Source organism: Gordonia cholesterolivorans (genome assembly GCF_039531975.1).
GTDB lineage: Bacteria > Actinomycetota > Actinomycetes > Mycobacteriales > Mycobacteriaceae > Gordonia > Gordonia sihwensis.
The window spans coordinates 36,935-57,000 of sequence record NZ_BAAARB010000009.1 but is presented as its reverse complement, the minus strand read 5'-3'; the positions used below and the strand labels follow the sequence as shown (position 1 = coordinate 57,000).

Below are 20,066 nucleotides of genomic sequence, written 5' to 3'. Positions count from 1 at the left end.
TTCGGGTCCGCCGAAGGGATGACGCCGACGAGCCGGATGAGGGATGTGCCTTCGGGCGATCCGCCCGATGCTGAACGCATGAACGATCTGACCGACCCGGTACTGCTGACCATCGCCGGCTGTGAAGTCGGCTTCTGGGTACTCGTCGCCGGCGGACTGTCGTTGCGCTACCTGGTCCGCGCGCAGCGCCTCTCGACACTGGTACTGGCGGCCGTCCCGGGGCTCGACGTCGCGCTCCTCGCGGCCGTGGCACTCGACCTCCACTCCGGCGGCGACGTCGGGTTGGCCCACCGGCTGGCGCCGATCTACTTGGGCGTGACCGTCGTCTTCGGACCGCGGCTGATCCGGTGGGCCGATGTCAGGTTCGCGCACCGGTACGCCGACGGCCCGGCACCCGTCCCGGTGCCCAAGCGGGGACCGGTACGGCTCCGGCACGAGTGGGCCGAGTTCGGCCGGTGGCTCGCCGCCGCCGCGATCGCCGGAGCGGTGGTGCTCGTCCTCGGTTTCACGGTCGCCGACGCCGGCCAGCGCGACGAATTGTTCAGTCTGTTCAAGACTCTCGGCGTCATCACCGCGATCTGGCTGCTCACCGGCCCGGTGTGGTACGCGGGGTCCGCGCGAGGAGCGTCGTCCGGCTGAACGGTGGCGCCGTCTACGACCGCCACACCGGATCCCTCTTGCCCAGGAACGCAGAGATACCCTCCTGGGCATCACAGGTGACGGCGTTGGTCGCCATCACCTCGGTCATCGCGGCGTACGCCTCCGGCTCGGTGCGATCGATCTGGTCGTAGAAGGCCCGCTTACCGATGGCGAGGGTGTCGCCGCTGAATCGGCCGATCCGCCCGGCCAGCTCCGCGACGGTGCTCTCCAGATCGGCGGCGGGCACGGCGGTGTTGACCAGGCCCCATTCGACGGCGGTCGCGGCATCGACCATGTCGCCGGTCAGCAGCATGTGCATGGCGCGCTTGCGCCCGACGGCACGGCTGAGCGCGACCATCGGAGTGGAACAGAAGAGCCCGATGCGGACGCCAGGCGTGGAGAACCGTGCACTGTCGGCGGCCACCGCGAGATCGCAGGTGGCGACCAACTGGCAGCCCGCTGCGAGCGCCATTCCCTGGACCTGGGCGATCACCGGCTGGCGAACGTCGTGGACCGCCGTCATCAGGTCGGTGCAGGCCGCGAAGATCTCCCGCTCGTCGTCGACCGTGCGCTCGACCATCTCCGACAGGTCGTGGCCGGCGGAGAACGCCGGACCGTGCGCCTTGATCACGATCACCCGCACCTCCGGGTTCTCGCCGAAAGTGCGCAGGACTTCGGTGGCAGCCCGCATGGTGGCCAGTGACAAGGGGTTTCGGCGGTCGGGGTCGTCGAGGGTGAGGACACCGACGCCGTCGGAGACGGACGAGGACACAGCGGAATCAGTCATCTCACCATTGTCGTCCATCCCCGCCGACCGTACGATCGGTTGACATGAACGTGCCGACCGATCTGCTCCGGGATCCCCTCGTGTATCGGCTCGCCGCCGCGGGCCAGTCCGCCGATGCGATCATCTGCCTCGGCCCGATCCCCTACGTCGCGCGATGTCTGGACGACGTGGGCTATCCCGCGGACCAACGGTGGGTGTTTCCGGTGGTCAAGGCCGCGTCGGCGGCGGGACTCGCCGCGGCCCCGAGGTTCCCGATGCTGGCCCGCTTCACGGCGGTCATGCTGACGGTGTACTTCTGCCTCGCGGTCGGAGCACACGTCCGGGCCCGCGACCTCCGGCTGAACTTCGCCGCCGCGTCGTCGTTGCTTCTCTTCTACGCGGCGCTCGCCGCCACAGGTCCCCGCCCGGCCGAACGCCCGGGTCCCCGAGCCGAGCGCCGGTAACCGCCCTGATCGGCTACCGCGCCAGGGCCTTGAGCACGCGGTCGGCGTGCACGTTCATGTTGATCTCCGACGCGATCACGTCGGCGATGACTCCGTCGGAGCCGATTGCGAACGTGACCCGCTTGGTCGGCATGCCGACCTTCACCAGCAGCGATCCACGCCGGACACCGTATGCGGAGGCGACGGCGCCGTCGACGTCCGCCAGCAACGGGTAGTCGAGGGTGTGCTCGTCGGTCCAGCTCTTCTGCTTCGCGACGTCATCCCGGCTGATCCCGATCCGCTGCACTCCCGCGGCAGCGAACTCCGCTGCGAGGTCCCGGAAATGGCACGCCTCCTTGGTGCAGCCCGGGGTGAACGCCGCCGGATAGAAGAACAGCGCGACCGGCCCGTCGGCCAGCAGTTCGGAGAGCCGTCGCCGTCGACCGTTCTGGTCGGGCAGCTCGAAATCCGGTGCGGTGTCCCCGATGTTCATGGTCCCCGACCCTACTCCGTCGGCTCAGGTGAGTCCGGCGTCGTGGATCCGGATCGCGACCTGCACCCGGTTGGCGGCGTCGAGTTTGGTGAAGATCCGGGAGATGTGGGCCTTGACCGTCGCCACCGACATGTACAGCTCCGAGGCGATCTCGGCGTTCGACGCGCCCCGAGCCAGACAGACGGCCACCTCTCGCTCACGACCGGTCAGCGCGTCCACCGCCTCCCGGGCCGTGGACTCCCGATTTCCGTCCCGGCCGTCGACGACCTGCTTGATGAGCGCCGCAGTGACCGACGGGCTCAGCGCCGGCTCCCCAGCCAGCACCCGTCCGATCGCCGTGATGATCTCCGCCGGCGGCGTGTCCTTCAACAGGAACCCGTCGGCGCCGACGGCCAGCGCTCGGACCACGTACTCGTCGGCGTCGAAGGTGGTGAGCACGATGACGGCGGGCGGATTCGGTGCCGCCTTGAACGCGGCGGTCGCGTCGATACCGTCCATCACCGGCATTCGCAGATCCATCAACAGCAGATCGACCGGATCGGCCGCGTACCGGGCCAGTGCCTCTCGGCCGTCTCCTGCCTCGGCGATCACCTCCAGACCGGGGTCGCCGCCGACCAGCAGCCGGAGCCCGGACCGGACCAGCGGATCGTCGTCGACGATCATCAATCGAGACGTCATGTCTGCCACGGTAGCCACACCCGCAGGACGAACCGGCCGTCGGCCGTCAGATGCGCCGACTGCCGCCCGCCGCGAAGCTCCACCCGCTCGGCGAGACCGACGAGTCCGAAGCCGGACTCCGGCACTCTCGACTTGTGGTCGCCGATGGGCAGCGGGTTGCTCACCACCAGGTCGACACCGCGGTCGGGTGCACCGTCGAGGCCGATCGCGACCGCTGTCGCCGGAGCGTGCTTGCGCGCATTGGTGACACCCTCCTGCACACAGCGGTAGAGCGTGCGCCCCACCCCGTCGGGGATCGCCGCCAGGTCGGCGTCGCAGTCGAAGGCGAGATTCATTCCGTGCCCGCGGTTCTCGTCGATGAGCTCGGGGATGTCGGCTGCTCCGGGCTGAGGCTGCTCGGGCGACGCGTCACCGGGATCGTCGCGGAGCACACCGAGCACCTCGCGCAACTCGGTCAGCGCCGTCGCCGACATCTGCTCGATGGTCCGCGCCGCATCGCGGACCTGATCGGCCGGCAGGTCGTCGCGAAATGCCAGCGCTCCGGCGTACATGTGCACGGTGGAGATCCGGTGAGCGAGCACGTCGTGCATCTCGCGCGATCCGGCCGCGCTCGGTGGCCCTCGCATGCCGGACCCTGGCCTCCTGTTCCGCCTCGGCCAGTTTGGCCCGAGACCGCCACGAGGCGAGAAGTTCACGCCGCGATCCGAGGTACAGGCCCCACGCGATCGTGAGCAGCAGGATCACCGCGACGACGAAGTAGTCGATGACGGTCGGCTCGGGTTCGTCGGGTGGATGCCACAGCTGCGAGAACAGCGAACACACCATCGCGACCGCCGCGACCGGAACGATCTCCCGCCACCGTCGCCGGGTCGACAGCGAGACCAGCGCCAGCATCGACGGTCCGGCCGCCGACGCGGACACCGTCGAAGCCACGTTGGTCGCCATCGCCACCGCGACCGGATACCTCCGACGCCAGTGCACCGCGATCAACGACAGCACGCCGAGGAGCAGATCAGCCGCGAACCACCACCTCGCGTACTGCCACTGGTAGCCGGCCCGCGTGCCCCAGACCAGTCCGGAGACGGCGAGCACCACCGCGAGCCGCCACGCATGGCTGCGCCACGTGAGCTGTGGCTGATAGTCGTCGGGGTGCACGTGTGTCACCGTATCCCGCCGCCCGCGGTGCTCCCTAGTGCGCCGGGTCAGGGTCATACCCTACTTTCGGCTGACCCGGAATCAGTCGGCGGACTGATGTGCCCGCCGCCGGTTCAGAGCAGAATCGTCAGTCATGATCACCGTCGAGCACCTCACGAAGAGATATGGCGACTACGTCGCCGTCGACGACGTCTCGTTCGCTTGCAAGCCCGGCCGTGTCACCGGCTTCCTCGGGCCCAACGGCGCGGGCAAGTCGACCACCATGCGGATCATCGCCGGACTCACTCCGGCCACGGCCGGATCTGCGACCATCGCCGGCGTCGAGTACCGCGACATCCACAATCCGGCGACTCAGGTCGGAGTCCTGCTCGACGCATCCGCCCAGCACGCAGGCCGGACCGGTGCCGAGATCCTGCGCCTGTCCGCGATGACCATGGGCCTCGACCGCAGCCGCATCGACGAGGTCCTGAACCTGGTGAGCCTCACGCCGCAGGAGGCGGGGCGCCGGGTCCGCAACTACTCGCTCGGCATGCGCCAGCGGCTCGGCATCGCCAACGCCCTGCTGGGCGATCCGCGGATACTCATCCTCGACGAGCCGGTCAACGGCCTCGATCCCGCGGGAATCCACTGGATGCGCACCCTGCTGCGCAACTACGCCGACCGCGGCGGCACCGTCCTGCTGTCGAGCCACCTGCTCCACGAGATCGAGATCATCGCCGACGATCTCATCGTCATCGGGCAGGGCCGCATCGTGGCGCAGGGCACCAAGGAGCAGTTGCTCGCGGGCACCGGCACCCGAGTCAAGGCCGTCGACGACGCCGCGCTCGGACGCGCGTTGGCCGCGGCCCAGGTGGTCGCGCACCCCGCTGCCGACGGCGGCTTCCACGTGGAAGCCGAACCGACCGTCGTCGGCCGGGTGGCGCTCGACGCCCAGATCCACCTCGTGGAGCTGCGGCCGGGCGACAACACCGGCTTGGAGGCGATGTTCTTGCAGCTCACGCAGCAGACCCAGCGTGAGCAGCCCGTCAACCAGGGAGTCTTCCGATGACCACCACGTATGCGGCCGTCGATCAGACGGCCAAGCCGATCCCGCTCAGCCGCCTGATCCGCGTCGAACTGCGCAAGCTCGTCGACACCCGCGCCGGCTTCTGGCTGATCGCGTCGATGGGTCTCATCTCGGTCGTGATCATGGTGGTCATGCTGATCACCACCGGCAACTCCACCGACAACGGTGACGGCGCCGGCTTCGCCGACTTCTTCGGCATCATGAACACCCCGACCGGCTTCCTGCTGCCGGTGATGGCGATTCTGCTGGTGACCTCCGAGTGGAGCCAGCGCGGCGCCCTGATCACCTTCACCATGGAACCGCGACGTGAACGGATCGTGGTCGCCAAGCTGGTGGCCTCGCTCGTCGCCGCACTGGCCGCAGTCGCCTTCGCCCTGATCGTCGGCGCCATCGGCAATGTGATCGTCGGGGCCGCATACGGCGACCCGAACGGTTCGTGGTCGTTCCCGGCCGCCGGGCTGACCGGCGCGGTGATCCTCCAGATCACGGGTCTGCTCCTCGGCTTCGGTCTCGCCGCGCTGTTCCTGAACACACCGGCCGCGATCGTCGCCTACTTCGTCCTGCCCAACGCCATCGGCCTGGTTCTGGAACTGGTTCCGGCGCTGCGCGACCACCATGTGGGCGACTGGATCAGCACGAGCACATCGTCCGGCCCGCTGATGTCCGACTCCTGGCCGACGGGAGCCGAATGGGCACACTTCCTGGTGGCTCACGCCATCTGGATCGGCATCCCCATCACCCTGGGCATCTACCGAATCTTGCGTTCGGAGGTCAAGTGACCTCAAGCGGTCACCTGACCTGGAAGAGCTGAACGCAATGCCGACTGGCGCACCCGAAACCTCTCCCCGGGTGCGCCAGTCATCTTTCTGCTGTCACCCCGTCTCCGCCGCCTGTCGGCCGGACGGGCGCACGACTTCGCGGTGACCGGCGTCGATCCGCCGCGTCCAGCCGCGCGCATCGAGGTTCTCGAGCAGCGGGATCGCGACACGGCGCGAGGTGCGCAGTGCCTGCCGCGCCTGCGAGGTGGTGAAAGGCTGCGGCAGCCGGGCCAGTTCGCGCATCGCCCGCGCCGGCGCGGTGGGCAGCAATACCAGCCCGTCGCCGAGCCGGAGAAGCCTCCCGGCGCGGTCGGCGGCGGCGAGTTCGCGCACGCCCAGCCCCAGAGCCGCCAGGTCGTCGGCCTCCGGAGCCGCGAACGGATCGGCCGCGAGACGCTTCTCGAGTGCGCAGACTCCCGCTTCGGCGGGGCCGAGATCGGACCTGCGCTCCGGAAGCGACAGCAGACCGCCGCGGGCCGCCACGCCGGCCCCGTCGACCACAGCGCCGAGCAGCGCCGGGTCGGGTAACGAGAGCAGATCCCGCGCCGCGCCGTACGACAGTCCCGCCGCCAACGGGTCGCGGTCATGCAGTTCCGTGACCGCGCTACGCAGTCGCATCTGCCAGTGATGCATCAGCCGCGTCGTCACCCACCACTCGCCCACCGCCTCGACCCCGTCGGGCACCACCCCGGTCTCCAGGCCGAGGTCGTCGAGTCGGGTACGTCGGACCGCGCCCCGCCGCTGCACCTCGGCGAGGGCGGCGGCGTCCTGTGCCAGACCGGCGAGCGCTCCCGCCCGCCGCCGCGCGTCGCCGCGCCGGACGAGTTCGGGCGGATCGACGTCCAGTACCCGCACGCCGCCGAGGATCCGTCCCGCGCCGGGATCGCGCAGCGCCAGGCGGTCGTCCCGCTGGAGCGGGAGTCCCCTCGCCAGGGTGAGGCGAAGGTGGTCGCCGTCGAGCGGGCGCACGCGCACCGGCACCGCCACCGTGCCGATGTGCGCTGTGAGCCACTCCGGAAGTTCCCGCGGGCCCATCCCCGGCCCCACACGGCAGACGTCGACGAGAGTCGTCACCGGCCAGGCGCCCGGAGTGAGCAGTGCGTCGCCGCGGTGAATCGCATCGTGGGCGACGCCGCGGAGGTTCACCGCGGTACGGCTCACCGGCCGCGCGGCGTCGAGCGGCCTGCCGTGCGACTGGAGTCCGCGGACGGTCACTTCACGACGACCGTCTCTGCCGAACAGGTCCAGACGCTCGCCCGAAGCGAGTGCCCCGGCCTCGAGTGTCCCGGTGACCACGGTGCCCGAGCCGGTGACGGTGAATGCACGATCGACCCACAGCCGTACTCGTCCGGACCGCGGCTGCGGCAGTGCCGAGAGCATCCGGTCCAGCGCGCCGCGCAGATCGTCGAGCCCGGTGCCGTCACGGGCCGAGACGGCGACCGCCTCGGCGTCGGCGAGTCCGGTGTTCGCCAATTCGTGCCGCGCCTGCGCGGTGACCTCGGCGATCCGGTCCGCCGACGCCCGATCGGTCCGGGTCACCACGATCAGTCCGCGGTCGACGCCGAGCGCGGCAAGCGCATCACGGTGATCTGAGGACTGTTCGCGCCACCCCTCGTCTGCGGCGACCACGAAGCACACGGCGGGGGCCGGTCCCAGCCCGGCGAGCATGTTCGTCAGGAACCGCTCGTGGCCCGGCACGTCGACGAAGCCCACCTCCCGACCCGAGGGCAGCACGGTCCAGACGAAACCCAGGTCGATCGTGAGACCGCGCCGCCGCTCCAGTTCCCAGCGGTCCGGCTCCATCCCGGTCAGCGCTTTCACGACAGTCGACTTGCCGTGGTCGACGTGTCCCGCGGTTGCGACGACGAACACTGGGGTCAGTCCGCCCGCATGGCGGCGCGGACGGCCTCGGCGAGCCGCGAGTCGTCCGCCTCCGGAACGCAGCGCAGGTCGATCAGTGTGAACCCGTCGTGCACGCGCGGCAGCACCGACGGCGTCCCGGTCCGCAGCCGCGCGGCTATCGACTCCGGCAGCCGGACCGCGTAGCCGGGCAGCGGAACTCCCGGAGCACCGCCGCCGCCCACGCGGCCGTCGTGCTCGACGACGGTCCCGTCCACGGCCGCCGCCAGCGCCTGCGCTCGCGCCCGCAGACGCTCCGGATCGGCGTGCAGGTATTCGACCACCGGCGCGGTGGGTCCGGCGACCGTCGCTTCGAGCGCGGCCAGCGCCAGCTTGTCGATTCGCACCGCACGCGCCAGCGGATGCCGCGACAGCCGCTGCACCAGATCTGCCCGCCCCAGGACCAGGCCGGCCTGCGGCCCGCCGAGCAGTTTGTCGCCGCTCGCGGTCACCAGATCCGCACCGTCGTTCAGCATCGTCGCCGCATCCGGTTCGTCGGGCAATGTCCGATCCGGCGCCAGCAGTCCGGAGCCGACGTCCACGACGAGCGGCACGCCCCGGTCCCGCGCCACCTGCGCCAGCTCGCTCACCGGCGCGGCCGAGGTGAATCCGGACACCGTGAAGTTGCTGGGGTGAACCTTGAGCAGACACCCGGTGTCCGGACCGATCGCGTCGGCGTAGTCGGAGAGATGCGTGCGATTGGTGGTGCCGACTTCGCGGAGCCGGGCCCCGGTCGACGCGATCAGGTCGGGCAGCCGGAACCCGGCTCCGATCTCGATCAGTTCACCGCGGGAGACGACGACTTCACGGCCGGCGGCCAGCGCCGTGGTCGCGAGCACCAGTGCCGCCGCGCCGTTGTTCACCGCCAGTGCGTCACCGGCCGCCGGGCACGCGGCGAGCAACGCGGAGCGGGTCCGGGCGCCCCGTTTGCCTCGGACCCCCGATTCCAGGTCCAGTTCCACATCGACGTAGCCGGCGGCATCGACCATCGCCGACACCGCGGCCCGGCTGAGGGGGGCGCGCCCGAGATTGGTGTGGACCACGACGCCGGTGGCGTTGAGTACCGGCGTCTGCGCCGAAGCCCGCGCTCGGGTGAGGTCGGCGATCACCGCGGCAGCCACTTTCTGCGGCGGCAACTCACCTCGGCGTGCCCTCTCCTGTATCGCGCGGACACGCTCGACGACTGTGTCCGCCGACAGGCGCCGACGAGCCGCCGCTACCTCCGGCAACGCCAGCAGAGCATCCGTGCGCGGAATCAATCTGCGCGGGTCGTGCTGCGGCGCAATCTGATTCACTCAGTCTCCTGGTCACTCGACGAGAGAGTTGGCGGAGACGGACGGGAATCGAACCCGCCAGACCGAGATACTCGACCTCACCGGTTTTGAAGACCGGGGGGCCCACCAGGAACCCAGACGCCTCCGCAGACCAACATAGCCGTCTACGCTCGGCCGTGTGACTCAGGTTAAGCGACTGACCGACTACGCCCACGGCGGAGGGTGCGCCTGCAAGATCCCGGCGGGCGAGTTGGAGGACGCGGTGCGCGGCCTCGTCGGACAGCGATCTCCCGATGTGCTGGTGGGTCTCGACGACGGCGACGACGCCGCCGCGGTCCGCGTCGCCGACGGTCTGGCGGTGCTGTCCACCGCCGACTTCTTCACTCCCGTCGTCGACTCCGCCTACGACTGGGGCGCGATCGCCGCGGCCAACGCCCTGTCGGACGTCTACGCGATGGGCGGGCGGCCGGTGGTGGCCGTCAACCTAGTCGGCTGGCCTCGCGAGGTGCTGCCGATGGAACTGCTGACGGAGGTGCTGCGCGGCGGGCTCGACGTCGGCGCCCAGGCCGGATGCCCGGTGATCGGCGGTCACACCATCGACGACCCCGAGCCCAAGTACGGCATGGCGGTCACCGGCGTCGCCGACCCCGACCGTCTCCTGCGCAACGACGCCGCCGAGCCGGGGCTCCCCCTCACGCTGACCAAACCCCTCGGCGTCGGCTTGCTGAACAATCGGCACAAGCGGACCGGCGAGGTGTTTCCCAACGCGATCGCGTCGATGACCGCACTCAACCGCGACGCGGCCGACACCGCCGTGGCGAACGGCGTCCGGGCCGCCACCGACGTCACGGGCTTCGGTCTGCTGGGCCACCTCTACAAGATGTGCCGCGCGTCCGGCGTGAGCGCCGTGGTGGAGGCCTCGGCGGTGCCGGTACTCGACGGCGCTCTCGAAGCCCTCCGCGACGGCTACGTCTCCGGCGGGACGCGACGCAACCTGGACTGGGTGCGCCCGCACCTCGGCGCGGGCGCCGGGGTGAGCGAAGACGATCTGCTGCTGTTGGCCGACGCCCAGACCTCCGGCGGTCTGCTGGTGGTCGGTGAAGTGCCCGGCCATCCGGTGATCGGGCACACCGTGGCCGGCGGAGCGCCGGGCATCACAGTCCGGTGATCGAGTCTCCCGTCACCCCCGCCGCACGGCGGGCCGCGAGCCTGCGCTTCTGCGGTTCGATCGTGTAGCGCGGATCGCGCGCCGACTCCAGGCCCGCATGAAAGACGCCGAACCGCGTGCACGTGGACGCCGCGACCAGCGCTCCACCGGCCGCCGCTGCCAGCGCCCGCCGGCCCCGGCCCTGCCGACCGCCCGCGATCAGCGCGCCCACGCCGCCGGCCACCGCGAGCCGCTCGGCCCAGCGCATCAGCTTCCCCGGCCCGCCGTGGTGGAGGGGTTCGGCGGCCACCGGGTCCATCCGCTGCTCCATCAGCCGCGTCGCCGCGACGTCGCCGATCACACCGAGAACGGCCAGATTGCGGGCCGGTCCCGCTTCCGCTGCGGGCGTGGTGATCAGTGCGAGACCGCCCGCGGCCAAGCTCGCGGAACTGACGAACACGAAGGGAAGATCCCGGTGCATCGCATTCCACGTCGGCATCGCGGTGTCGCCGAGCAGGACCGCGGTGTACGCGGCCAGCGGGGCACCCATCGCGGCCGCCCCCAGTCCCGCCGGGCCCTCGAGTGCCCGGAGCAGCGGTCGGAGCCGGCCGAGCGGCAGCCGATCACCCGTCAGAGCGTCGACCTCCGACGCGGCGGCCACCCCGATCATCCCGCTGTACCCCATCAGAATCCATGAGCCGACGCTCATCGGCGAGGTGACCTTGAAGGTCCTCATCATGTGCAGGAACCGCTCCGGCCGGCCTAGATCGGCGACGAGCGCCAGAGCTCCGGCCCCCGCGGCGCCGAGCCCCGCCAGTCGCGCATTGCGGCGCAACACCTTCCGTCCGGTGAGCTGAGCACCCGCGGCGAGCAGTCCGGAGCCGCCGGCGATCCCGCCGAGCACCAGATACGCACCGACGGGCGTCTCCCAGGGCGGCGCCTTGACGACGGGGTGCCCGTAGTAGCCGTTCTCATCGAGATGCTCCACCTGCGCCTGCGGCACCATCAACTCGTCGCCGCGGCGACCGCCGCCCCCGCGACGCCTCCCCCGCTGCGGACGCTGCGGACGCGGCGGACGCGGCGGACGGAACTGGCCGTATTCGGAACTCGTCACGCTCGCCGGTCCCTTCGCGAGCCGAGGAACGACAGCACGGCGGCGCCCACCATCCCGGCCACCGCCGTACCGGCGCGCCGGTACATCCGGGGCAGATCGGCGGTGCACACGCGGGGATCGGGCGGCAGTCCGTACACCTCCGGCTCGTCGAGCAGCAGGAACACCGACCCGGTGCCGCCGACGCCGTCGTCCTCGTTGGCGCCGTACAACCGCGCCTCGGTCATCCCCTCAGCGTGCAGTTGCGCCACTCGCTCGTGCGCTCGCTCCACCATGTCCGTGCGCCGGCCGAAGGAGATCGACGTGGTGGGGCACGTCTGTGCGCAGGCGGGCGTCTGGTCGTCTCGCAGGCGGTCGTAGCACAGCGTGCACTTCTGGGCGACGCCCCGATTCGGGATCTCGGGCTGCTCACCCTTGCGGTCGCCCTCGCGGACGGTCGGCGCCACCGTGCCGTCGCTGCGGCGCTCCACCACCCCGAAGGGGCAGCCGGCCACGCAGGTGCCGCAGCCGTTGCAGATGTCGGCCTGCACCACCACGGTGCCGAACTCCGTCCGCATCATCGCGCCGGTGGGGCACACGTCGAGGCAACCGGCGTGCGTGCAGTGCTTGCAGACGTCTGAGGACATCAGCCATCGGAATTCCGGCGTGTCCGGCGGCGTCGTGTCCGGTGACGGCGAACTCGGCGCCGGCGGGTCGAGGGGGTCGGCACCGCGGACCTGCGGCATACCCAGGTCCGCCAGCCCGGCGCCCGAGGCTCGTGCCGTGGCGATGCGGTCCGCATCCTGCTCGACGAAGGCAACATGCCGCCACGTGCTGGCACCGAGAGACACGGAGTTGTCGTACGACATTCCGGTGAACTCGAGGTCACCGTCTCTGGGGTTGCCGTTCCACTCCTTGCACGCCACCTCGCAGGCTTTGCAGCCGATGCAGATCGAGGTGTCTGTGAAGAAGCCGCGCCGGTCCTCGTGAGGATGCCAGTGCGCATCGGCGCTCGGATCGGTCGGTCCGGTCAGCTGGCCCATCACTGCTCCTCTCGCGGTGTGAGACGGCTGTTGTCCGTCTCGACGGTGGCCCCGGACCGTCGCTGGTAGTCGCGTACCAGCGCATCGGCGGCGGCACCGCGCGGACGACGCCCCGCGATGACCGCACACGAACCCACCTTCGACTCCTGAATGAAGACGTTCGGATCCATCGTGACACCGACGAGGTCGTTGGCGGCGTCACCGCTGACCACCGCGTCGTTGCCCACACCCCAGTGATACGGCAGACCCACCTGGTGCACCACGCGGCCGTTGATCTCCAGCGGCCGCATCCGGTCGGTGACCAGCACCCGGGCCTCGATCACACCGCGCGGCGAGACGATCGTCGCCCATCCCTGCGCGGTCAGCCCGCATTCGGCGGCCAGTTCCGGAGAGACCTCGCAGAACATCTCCGGCTGGAGTTCGGAGAGGTACGGCGACCATCGACTCATGCCGCCCGCCGTGTGGTGCTCGGTGAGCCGATACGTCGTGAAGACGTACGGGTAGACGCCGGCGCCCGGGTCGCCGGCACTCGGCGCGTCGAGATTGTCCTCGCGGGGGAGCATCACCCTGGCGGGCGACTGCTGCTGCGGATACAGGGCGTTGCGGACCGGCGACTCCTGCGACTCGTAGTGCGTCGGCATCGGACCGTCGACCAGACCGTTCGGCGCGAACAGCCAGCCCTTCCCGTCCGCCTGCATGATGAACGCGTCGTCGCCGCCGATGGCGTCGGCACCGATCGCCCCCTCCGGCGGCACCGTCCCCGGCGCGCGGTCGATCGGGAAGTCCGGAACATCCGATCCGGTCCACCGTCCGGCGTCCGCGTCCCACCAGACGTACTTCTTGCGTTCGCTCCACGGCCGGCCCTGCGGGTCGGCCGACGCCCGGTTGTAGAGGATGCGGCGGTCGGACGGCCACACCCAGCCCCAGTCGGACTGCGTCACACCGCCACCGCCGCCGGGGGTGCGCCGCGCGGCCCTGTTGACCCCGCCGGCGTAGACGCCCGCGTAGATCCAGCACCCGGAGATCGTGGAGCCGTCGGAACGCAACTCGGTGTACGCGTCGATCGGTTCGCCGGCGTTCGGCCCCGTCAAATGACGGCCGTTGATCTCGGCGAGCACCGCCTCCGGGTCCACGTCACCGTGTTCGTTACGGCGGTAGTCCCAGGTCAGATCCTGGAGGGGACGGTCGCGCGGGTCGGTCGAGTCGGCCACGCGTTCCCGGATGCGCCTGCCGAGTTCGTAATAGAAGTCGAGTTCGCTCTGCGCGTCGCCGGGTGGGGCCACCGCCTGGTGGCGCCACTGCACCATGCGCTGCGTCTGAGTGAACGAGCCGGCCTTCTCGACGTGGGTGGCGGCAGGCAGGAAGAAGACCTCGGTGGCGATGTCCTCGGTCTTCAGCTCACCCGAGTCGATCTCGGGCCCCTCCTTCCACCAGGTGGCGCTCTCGATCATGTTCAGATCACGCACCACCAGCCACTTGAGCTTGGACATCGCCATCCGCTGTTGACGGCTGTTGGCCGATCCGACGGCGGGGTTCTGACCGACGATGAAGTAACCGTCGACATTGCCCTCCAGCATCTCCACCACGGTCTGGTATGTGCCCGCCGGTCCGGTGAGCCGCGGCAGGTAGTCGAAGCACCAGTCGTTCTCGGCGGTCGCCGCCTCACCCCACCACGCCTTGAGCAGACTCACCGTGTAGTCCTCGGCATACGCCCAGAATCCCTTGCCGGACGCCGGCCGCACCGTCGCGAGGTAGTCGTCGAACGTGTTGTGCTTGCCCGCGGACGGCATCGGCAGGTAGCCGGGAAGCAGATCGAACAGCGTCGGAATGTCCGTGGAGCCCTGGATGCTCGCGTGACCGCGCAACGCCATGATTCCGCCACCGGGACGTCCGACGTTGCCGAGAAGCAACTGCAGAATGGCAGCCGTGCGGATCACCTGGGCGCCCATCGTGTGCTGCGTCCACCCGGTCGCGTAGCCGAAGCATCCGGTGCGTTCGGGACCCGAGTTGTCGGCCAGCGACCGTGCGAGGTACTCGAACTCCGCTTCGGCGATGCCGCACATCTGCGTCACCATCTCCGGGGTGTAGCGGGAGTAGTGCCGCTTCAGGATCTGGAACACGGTGCGCGGATCCTGCAGCGTCTCGTCTCGCCCGCCGGTGTACTGCCAGGTGGCGCGATCGTAGGTGCCGGACTCCTCGTCGAAGCCGGAGAAGAGACCGTCCAGGTCGTCGGTGTCCCGGTAGTCCTCGCTCACCAGAGTCGCCGCGTTGGTGTACGCGACGACGTACTCGTGGAAGTAGCGCTCGCGGGTGATCATGTAGTTGATCAGCGCACCCAGCAGCACGATGTCCGATCCCGCCCGGATCGAGATGTGCTTGTCGACCACCGCCGACGTGCGGGTGAAACGCGGATCGACGTGGATCACGCGGGCACCGCGCGCCTTCGCCTCAGTGACCCATTGGAATCCGACGGGATGCGCTTCCGCCATGTTGCCGCCCATGAGCACGATGCAGTCGGCATTGGCCATGTCCTGCAAGAACTGGGTGGCACCACCGCGGCCGAACGAGGCTCCCAGACCGGGAACCGTGGCGGAGTGTCATATCCGCGCCTGATTCTCGATCTGAATCGCGCCCGCGGCGGTGAAGAGCTTCTTGATCAGGTAATTCTCTTCGTTGTCTAGCGTCGCCCCGCCGAGTGAGGCCACACCCATGGTGCGGCGCAAGGGGTTTCCGTGCTCGTCGACGTCCTGCCAGTGCCTGCGACGGGCTTCGAGGAAGCGGTCGGCGATCATGTCGATCGCGGTGTCCCGATCCAGGTCCTGCCACTGCGTGGCGTACGGGGCGCGGTAGCGGACCGTGGTCTGCCGGAGCGGGTTGTTCACCAACTGCTCGCTCGACGCCCCCTTCGGACAGAGTCGCCCGCGCGAGATCGGAGAATCCGGATCGCCCTCGATGGCGATGACCCGCTCATCCTTGACGTACACCCGCTGACCGCACCCGACCGCACAGAACGGGCAGACGCTCTGCGCCATCCGGTCCGCCGTGGCGGTGCGTGACTGCATCGCCTTGGTGCGCGGCGACTCCACCGCGGGGCCTCGGCCCAGCACGTCACCCGACCGCAGTTGCCGGAACACCGGCCACTCGAGGGGACTGAACCTGGACACGTCCCCAACCCTATCGCGTCGGCGCGCTCGGGCCGGCCGGATCGATCCGGAAATCGGCCGTCATCGTCGCTCGACGCGGCTCTCGGTCTCGACGGGCTCTTCCCGCAGCGGCATCCGCGACCAGAACACGTAGCCGATCACCACGCAGGCGAACCAGACGGCGCCGACGATCAGGGCGATCCGTCCGTCCTCGGTGAAGAACAGCAGAACGAAGACCAACGCCAGGAACGCCAGTGCCGCCCACGTCGTGTAGGGCGCTCCGGGCACCCGGTAATCGGATTCGGGCAGTTCGCCGCTCTTGACCTTCGCCCGGAACCGCATCTGGCAGATCAGGATGGTGGACCACACGACGATGATCCCGACGGTCGAGACCGAGGTGATGTACGAGAACGCGTGATCGGGATCGATCGCGTTCACGACCACGCCGAGGACCATCACCAGGGCACTGAGCACGATTCCGGCCACCGGCACCTTCCGGCTCGACAAGCGGTCGAGACCGTGCGGCGCGTCACCGCGCTGTGCCAGCGAACGGAGCATCCGGCCGGTGGAGTAGATGCCGGAGTTGCAGGACGAGAGCGCCGCGGTCAACAGGATGAAGTTGACCAGACCGGCCGCGCCGGGCAGGCCGATGTACTGGAACACCGCGACGAACGGGCTCTCTCCGGCGTGGAAGTTCCGCCATCCGCGGACCGACAGGATCACCAGGATCGCACCGACGTAGAAGATGCCGATGCGGAAGGGCACCGAGTTGATGGCCTTGCGCAGAGTGACCCTCGGGTTCTCCGCCTCACCCGCGGTGACGCCGACCAGTTCCACACCGACGTAGGCGAACATGACGATCTGCAAACTCAGCAGCGCATTGGTGAAACCGGTGGCGAAGAACCCGCCGTCGTTCCAGAGGTTGGTCACCGAGGGCCCCTCGGCCGGACCGAAGCCGGCGATCGGCAACAGGACTCCGATGCCAACGATGATCATGCCGAGGATCGCCGTCACCTTGATCGCCGAGAACCAGAACTCGGCACGGCCGAACAGGCCGACCGAGATCAGGTTCGCGCCGAACAGGATGACGAGAACCGTCAGCGCGGTCACCCAGCCGGGGATCGCCGGCCACCAGTAGTTGACGTACTTACCCGCCACGGTGATCTCGGCCATGCAGGTGGTGGTCCACACCGCCCAGTACGTCCAGCCCTGGCTGAAGCCGGCGAACCGCCCGAGGAATTCGTCGGCGTACTCGCTGATGCCGCCGGACACCGGCCGGTAGATCAGCAGTTCGCCGAGTGCGCGCATCACGATGAAGATCGCGAGGCCCGCGAGCGCGTAGGCGAGCAGCAGCGCCGGCCCGGCCTTCTCGATCGCTCCGCCCGAGCCGTAGAACAGGCCCGTGCCGATGGCACCGCCGATGGCGATCATCTGGACCGTACTCGCGGTCAGTCCGCGCTGATATCCCTCGTCGGGAGCGCGTTCTTCGCTCGCCACCGTCATTCGGTCACCCCTTCCAGCGTCACACCGTTCAGGGGGACAATTTACGACGTCCTTTGACCCTCGTCACAATCGGACAGCCGCAGGGCCCTCGGTAGGCTCGACCCATGAGCTTCACCGGATTCCCCGAGGCTGCGCTCGACTTCTACGACGATCTCGAGATCGACAACAGCAAAGTGTTCTGGGAAGCACACCGCGACGTCTACCAGTCCAGCGTCGCCGCGCCGATGGTCGCGCTGACCGACGAACTCGCCGACGAGTTCGGTCCGGCGAAGGTGTTCCGCCCGTATCGGGACGTCCGGTTCTCGAAGGACAAGACCCCGTACAAGACCCATCAGGGCGCATTCGTGGCGGTCGGACCCGCGACCGGCTACTACGTCCAGATCTCGGCCCCGGGAGTGCGCGTGGCCGCCGGCTTCTATCACGCCGACCCCGACACTCTGGCCGCCATTCGCCGCGCCATCGACGACGACCTCCACGGAGCCGAGCTCGAGAAGATCGTCGGCACCCTGGAACGCAAGGGGTGGGAGGTGGGCGGCGACCGTGTCAAGACCTCGCCGCGCGGCTGGAGCGCCGACCACCCGCGGATCGACCTGTTGCGGTACCGGTCGTTGACCGTGAGCCGTGACTACGGTTTCGACGAGGTGATCCACTCCCCCGCGCTGGTCGACCGGGTTCGGAAGGACTGGCGTCAGACGAGGCCGCTGGTCGACTGGCTGGTCCGGCGCGTCGGTTGACCGACGGCCGGCCGGGGTTCAGAGATCGAGCATCGCGGCAGCGACCTCGCCGCTCGCCTGCTCGGGCAGTCCGGTACCCATGTCGTCCAGGATGAGCAGCCGTGCGCCGGGTATCTCCGCGGCCAGGGCTCGACCGTTGCCCACCGGGAAGAACGGATCGAGCCGGCCGTGGACGACGAGCGTCGGCATCCGGATCTCGCCGAGGTGCTCACGCCAGCGCGGTGCACAGTCGAGCCGGGCGAAGACGGTGGCGCGCTGGTTCGCCATGTGCCCGGCAGGAGCCTTCGACGGCGTTCGATCCCAGATCCGACCGGCGAGACGGCCTGCCTGATCCGGGTCGTTGTGAAGGAGCGGCGCGCTCTCGGCTGCATGCGCTACGACGGCCGTGCGATCGGCCCAGTCCGGGCTCGGTCGCGAGAACAGCGCCGCCATCACGTTCGCGTCGTGATCGGGCAGATCGTCGTCGACCGGACCCGGCGCGACCGCCCTGGTGCCGACGAGGGTGAGCGCGGTGAACACATCCGGGAAGTCGAGTGCCGCGACCTGAGCGACCATGCCGCCGACACCCAACCCACCCATGTGCGCGTTGTCCGCTCCGAGCACCCGCACGAGCGCTGCTGCGTCGCCTGCGAGATCGCGAAGGTCGTAGTCGGGGGCCTCGGGGTCGCTGTCGGCACGTCAGCCCCGCTCGCGCATCACACCGAAGTGCCGGACCGAGCCGGACAAGCCGGGGAGCTCTCTGACGGGCGACCACGTGCGCATTCCGTCGGTGCTGTCGGAGTAGACGTACTTCCCCGCCTTGTACGCGTCGAGATAGATGCGCCAGGCGCCGTTCGGCAACTGCGTCACCGCGGGTCCCTCCACGAATGAACCCCAATCGCCGGGTGCCACGAACCGGTACGGCCCGGCGAGCTTCGACGACACCGCGTGCTGCACGTACTTGTGCGTCTCGTTCTTGGTGAAGGCGTGGTAGGTGGCCCCGACCTTCACGATGGTGGTGTCGATGTGGTCGGCGCCGATGCCGGCGATCGGCACCGGCATGCTCCACAGACGCAGAGACGGCTCCAAAGCGGTCATGACGTAGGGCACGAAGCCGCCGCCGGTGGACATCGACAGGACGACGTGGACCCGCCCGCCTTCGACGAACCATTCGGGCGCCCACGCCTTCGTCGTGAAGGGCGACAGTGACGGAGCGCTCTTCAACGCGGCCGAGCCCGACGATCCCGGAATGTTCATCGACCCGGTGCCGTCGCCGGTCCCGGGAAGCAGTGCGCAGCAGAACGGGACCGGATAGTTGCCGATCGGCGTCCAGTTCACCCGATCACGGCTGCGGGCGAAGCCGATGTTCGCGCCGTCTGCGGTGGTGTACGTGACGTAGTACATGCCGTCGGTGTTCCGGAACACGCTCGGGTCGCGGACCCGGCCGGTCGGCGGACGGTAGGCCGCCTTCCGCACCGGCTTGAACTGTGTGCCGTCGCTGGACCCGTACACGTCCATGGCTCGGTCGGTGCCGTTGCTGAACCCGACCATCGTGTACTTCCAGCCGGTCGGCGCCGCATCGCTGCGGCCCGGGCCTGCCAGCAACTGCCCGACCGCTGCGAGCACGACGACCGACACGGCGAGGAGACGAGTGCGCTTCACTGACATCACTGAAGCAGTATGTCCTCCGGTCGCCGGCGGCGGGTGCTCGTTGGCTCAACATCGCGGACGGATCTCGGTACAGTGAGTGCGTGCCCGTGAGGATGGACAACGTCGGCATCGTCGTCGAAGATCTCAGCGCGGCCATCGAGTTCTTCAGCGCCCTCGGACTGTCGCTCGACGGCCGGACCGTCGTGGAGGGTCCCTGGGCGGGCCGGGTGACCGGTCTCGGCGAGCAGCGGGTGGAGATCGCGATGATGGCGACCCCCGACGGGCACAGTCGGCTCGAACTGTCGCGGTTCATCGAACCGGACGTCGTCGCCGATCACCGGAGGGCTCCGGTGAATGCACTCGGCTACCTGCGCGTGATGTTCGCGGTCGACGATCTCGACGAGACGCTGGAGCGCCTGCGTCCGCACGGCGCCGAGATCATCAGCACCGAGATCGTCCGGTTCGAGGACAGTTACCGGCTCTGTTACATACGCGGGCCCGAGGGCATCCTCGTCGGCCTGGCGCAGGCCCTCACCTGACCGGCCC

The 20,066-nt window shown here is 69.5% G+C and carries 18 protein-coding genes, 1 tRNA gene and 1 pseudogene; 7 read left to right on the top strand and 13 right to left on the bottom strand.

Annotated elements, in window-relative coordinates; all coding sequences use genetic code 11:
* The first annotated feature begins 78 nt into the window (after positions 1 to 78).
* Complete coding sequence (locus ABFX36_RS10120; RefSeq protein WP_045538293.1) at positions 79 to 639, top strand: hypothetical protein; 561 nt, start codon at positions 79 to 81, stop codon at positions 637 to 639.
* A gap of 13 nt (positions 640 to 652) precedes the next feature.
* On the opposite strand, the gene ABFX36_RS10115 is transcribed toward ABFX36_RS10120, so the two are convergent.
* Complete coding sequence (locus ABFX36_RS10115; RefSeq protein ID WP_052692412.1) at positions 653 to 1,426, bottom strand: enoyl-CoA hydratase; 774 nt, start codon at positions 1,424 to 1,426, stop codon at positions 653 to 655.
* Positions 1,427 to 1,476: 50 nt separating this feature from the next.
* On the opposite strand from ABFX36_RS10115, the gene ABFX36_RS10110 reads away from it, so the two are divergent.
* The gene (locus ABFX36_RS10110) at positions 1,477 to 1,869 is read left to right on the top strand and encodes a DoxX family protein (RefSeq protein WP_372452519.1); all 393 of its coding nucleotides are present in this window, start codon (positions 1,477 to 1,479) and stop codon (positions 1,867 to 1,869) included.
* 13 nt (positions 1,870 to 1,882) lie between these two features.
* Here ABFX36_RS10110 and ABFX36_RS10105 read toward each other — a convergent pair whose 3' ends face one another.
* The 3 genes and pseudogenes from ABFX36_RS10105 to ABFX36_RS10095 form a co-directional block, all read right to left on the bottom strand.
* Positions 1,883 to 2,341, bottom strand: a complete 459-nt coding sequence (locus ABFX36_RS10105; RefSeq protein ID WP_062367766.1) for a peroxiredoxin — start codon at positions 2,339 to 2,341, stop codon at positions 1,883 to 1,885.
* Between the two features lie 24 nt (positions 2,342 to 2,365).
* The gene (locus ABFX36_RS10100; RefSeq protein WP_039867204.1) at positions 2,366 to 3,019 is read right to left on the bottom strand and encodes a response regulator; all 654 of its coding nucleotides are present in this window, start codon (positions 3,017 to 3,019) and stop codon (positions 2,366 to 2,368) included.
* Positions 3,016 to 4,231, bottom strand: a pseudogene (locus tag ABFX36_RS10095) (sensor histidine kinase). Before ABFX36_RS10095 ends, ABFX36_RS10100 begins: the two are co-directional and overlap by 4 nt.
* A gap of 76 nt (positions 4,232 to 4,307) precedes the next feature.
* Between ABFX36_RS10095 and ABFX36_RS10090 the strand changes: the two are divergent.
* Both ABFX36_RS10090 and ABFX36_RS10085 read left to right on the top strand, forming a co-directional pair.
* A complete protein-coding gene (locus ABFX36_RS10090; RefSeq protein WP_045538289.1) occupies positions 4,308 to 5,222 on the top strand; it encodes an ABC transporter ATP-binding protein in 915 nt (304 codons plus the stop codon).
* A complete protein-coding gene (locus tag ABFX36_RS10085; protein ID WP_346076181.1) occupies positions 5,219 to 6,019 on the top strand; it encodes an ABC transporter permease in 801 nt (266 codons plus the stop codon). The genes ABFX36_RS10090 and ABFX36_RS10085 overlap by 4 nt, the downstream gene beginning before the upstream one ends.
* A 93-nt stretch (positions 6,020 to 6,112) precedes the next feature.
* Here ABFX36_RS10085 and selB read toward each other — a convergent pair whose 3' ends face one another.
* The 3 genes from selB to ABFX36_RS10070 all read right to left on the bottom strand — a co-directional run bounded on the left by selB (position 6,113) and on the right by ABFX36_RS10070 (position 9,377).
* On the bottom strand, positions 6,113 to 7,930 hold the full coding sequence (gene selB / locus ABFX36_RS10080) for a selenocysteine-specific translation elongation factor (RefSeq protein WP_278124519.1): 1,818 nt from the start codon (positions 7,928 to 7,930) through the stop codon (positions 6,113 to 6,115).
* Positions 7,931 to 7,935: 5 nt separating this feature from the next.
* On the bottom strand, positions 7,936 to 9,252 hold the full coding sequence (gene selA, locus ABFX36_RS10075) for an L-seryl-tRNA(Sec) selenium transferase (RefSeq protein WP_346076179.1): 1,317 nt from the start codon (positions 9,250 to 9,252) through the stop codon (positions 7,936 to 7,938).
* A gap of 29 nt (positions 9,253 to 9,281) precedes the next feature.
* A tRNA-Sec gene (locus ABFX36_RS10070) sits at positions 9,282 to 9,377 on the bottom strand.
* Positions 9,378 to 9,409: 32 nt separating this feature from the next.
* Here ABFX36_RS10070 and selD point away from each other — a divergent pair.
* Positions 9,410 to 10,399 (top strand): selenide, water dikinase SelD, encoded by a 990-nt coding sequence (gene selD, locus ABFX36_RS10065; RefSeq protein ID WP_346076177.1) that lies wholly within the window; start codon positions 9,410 to 9,412, stop codon positions 10,397 to 10,399.
* Here selD and nrfD read toward each other — a convergent pair.
* From nrfD to ABFX36_RS10045, 4 genes are read right to left on the bottom strand one after another with little or no spacing between them, the layout of a single operon-like run.
* The gene (gene nrfD / locus ABFX36_RS10060) at positions 10,386 to 11,492 is read right to left on the bottom strand and encodes an NrfD/PsrC family molybdoenzyme membrane anchor subunit (protein ID WP_346076175.1); all 1,107 of its coding nucleotides are present in this window, start codon (positions 11,490 to 11,492) and stop codon (positions 10,386 to 10,388) included. The two genes, selD and nrfD, sit on opposite strands and share 14 nt — an antisense overlap.
* Complete coding sequence (locus tag ABFX36_RS10055; protein WP_062367772.1) at positions 11,489 to 12,511, bottom strand: 4Fe-4S dicluster domain-containing protein; 1,023 nt, start codon at positions 12,509 to 12,511, stop codon at positions 11,489 to 11,491. Before ABFX36_RS10055 ends, nrfD begins: the two co-directional genes overlap by 4 nt.
* Entirely contained in the window at positions 12,511 to 15,675 is a 3,165-nt protein-coding gene (gene fdnG / locus ABFX36_RS10050; protein ID WP_346076172.1) for a formate dehydrogenase-N subunit alpha, read from the bottom strand. Before fdnG ends, ABFX36_RS10055 begins: the two co-directional genes overlap by 1 nt.
* Positions 15,676 to 15,735: 60 nt before the next feature.
* The gene (locus ABFX36_RS10045) at positions 15,736 to 17,157 is read right to left on the bottom strand and encodes an amino acid permease (RefSeq protein WP_006895794.1); all 1,422 of its coding nucleotides are present in this window, start codon (positions 17,155 to 17,157) and stop codon (positions 15,736 to 15,738) included.
* 104 nt (positions 17,158 to 17,261) lie between these two features.
* Here ABFX36_RS10045 and ABFX36_RS10040 point away from each other — a divergent pair, with 104 nt between their 5' ends.
* Positions 17,262 to 17,891, top strand: coding sequence for a DUF2461 domain-containing protein (locus tag ABFX36_RS10040; protein WP_045539705.1), 630 nt, complete (start codon positions 17,262 to 17,264; stop codon positions 17,889 to 17,891).
* Positions 17,892 to 17,909: 18 nt separating this feature from the next.
* On the opposite strand, the gene ABFX36_RS10035 is transcribed toward ABFX36_RS10040, so the two are convergent.
* Positions 17,910 to 18,500, bottom strand: coding sequence for an alpha/beta hydrolase (locus tag ABFX36_RS10035; RefSeq protein ID WP_052692447.1), 591 nt, complete (start codon positions 18,498 to 18,500; stop codon positions 17,910 to 17,912).
* Positions 18,501 to 18,569: 69 nt separating this feature from the next.
* A complete protein-coding gene (locus ABFX36_RS10030) occupies positions 18,570 to 19,538 on the bottom strand; it encodes a glycoside hydrolase family protein (protein WP_062367776.1) in 969 nt (322 codons plus the stop codon).
* 95 nt (positions 19,539 to 19,633) lie between these two features.
* Between ABFX36_RS10030 and ABFX36_RS10025 the strand changes: the two genes are divergently transcribed.
* Complete coding sequence (locus ABFX36_RS10025; RefSeq protein ID WP_346076243.1) at positions 19,634 to 20,059, top strand: VOC family protein; 426 nt, start codon at positions 19,634 to 19,636, stop codon at positions 20,057 to 20,059.
* Positions 20,060 to 20,066 lie beyond the last annotated feature (7 nt).

What these genes read in the sequence shown, in the direction of transcription:
- ABFX36_RS10030 (WP_062367776.1), bottom strand. Translation starts at nt 19,538, where the DNA reads ATGTCAGTGAAGCGCACTCGTCTCCTCGCCGTGTCGGTCGTCGTGCTC.
- ABFX36_RS10105 (WP_062367766.1), bottom strand. Translation starts at nt 2,341, where the DNA reads ATGAACATCGGGGACACCGCACCGGATTTCGAGCTGCCCGACCAGAAC.
- ABFX36_RS10100 (WP_039867204.1), bottom strand. Translation starts at nt 3,019, where the DNA reads ATGACGTCTCGATTGATGATCGTCGACGACGATCCGCTGGTCCGGTCC.
- ABFX36_RS10025 (WP_346076243.1), top strand. Translation starts at nt 19,634, where the DNA reads ATGGACAACGTCGGCATCGTCGTCGAAGATCTCAGCGCGGCCATCGAG.
- ABFX36_RS10115 (WP_052692412.1), bottom strand. Translation starts at nt 1,426, where the DNA reads ATGACTGATTCCGCTGTGTCCTCGTCCGTCTCCGACGGCGTCGGTGTC.
- ABFX36_RS10090 (WP_045538289.1), top strand. Translation starts at nt 4,308, where the DNA reads ATGATCACCGTCGAGCACCTCACGAAGAGATATGGCGACTACGTCGCC.
- ABFX36_RS10045 (WP_006895794.1), bottom strand. Translation starts at nt 17,157, where the DNA reads ATGACGGTGGCGAGCGAAGAACGCGCTCCCGACGAGGGATATCAGCGC.
- ABFX36_RS10085 (WP_346076181.1), top strand. Translation starts at nt 5,219, where the DNA reads ATGACCACCACGTATGCGGCCGTCGATCAGACGGCCAAGCCGATCCCG.
- ABFX36_RS10055 (WP_062367772.1), bottom strand. Translation starts at nt 12,511, where the DNA reads ATGGGCCAGCTGACCGGACCGACCGATCCGAGCGCCGATGCGCACTGG.
- ABFX36_RS10120 (WP_045538293.1), top strand. Translation starts at nt 79, where the DNA reads ATGAACGATCTGACCGACCCGGTACTGCTGACCATCGCCGGCTGTGAA.
- ABFX36_RS10040 (WP_045539705.1), top strand. Translation starts at nt 17,262, where the DNA reads ATGAGCTTCACCGGATTCCCCGAGGCTGCGCTCGACTTCTACGACGAT.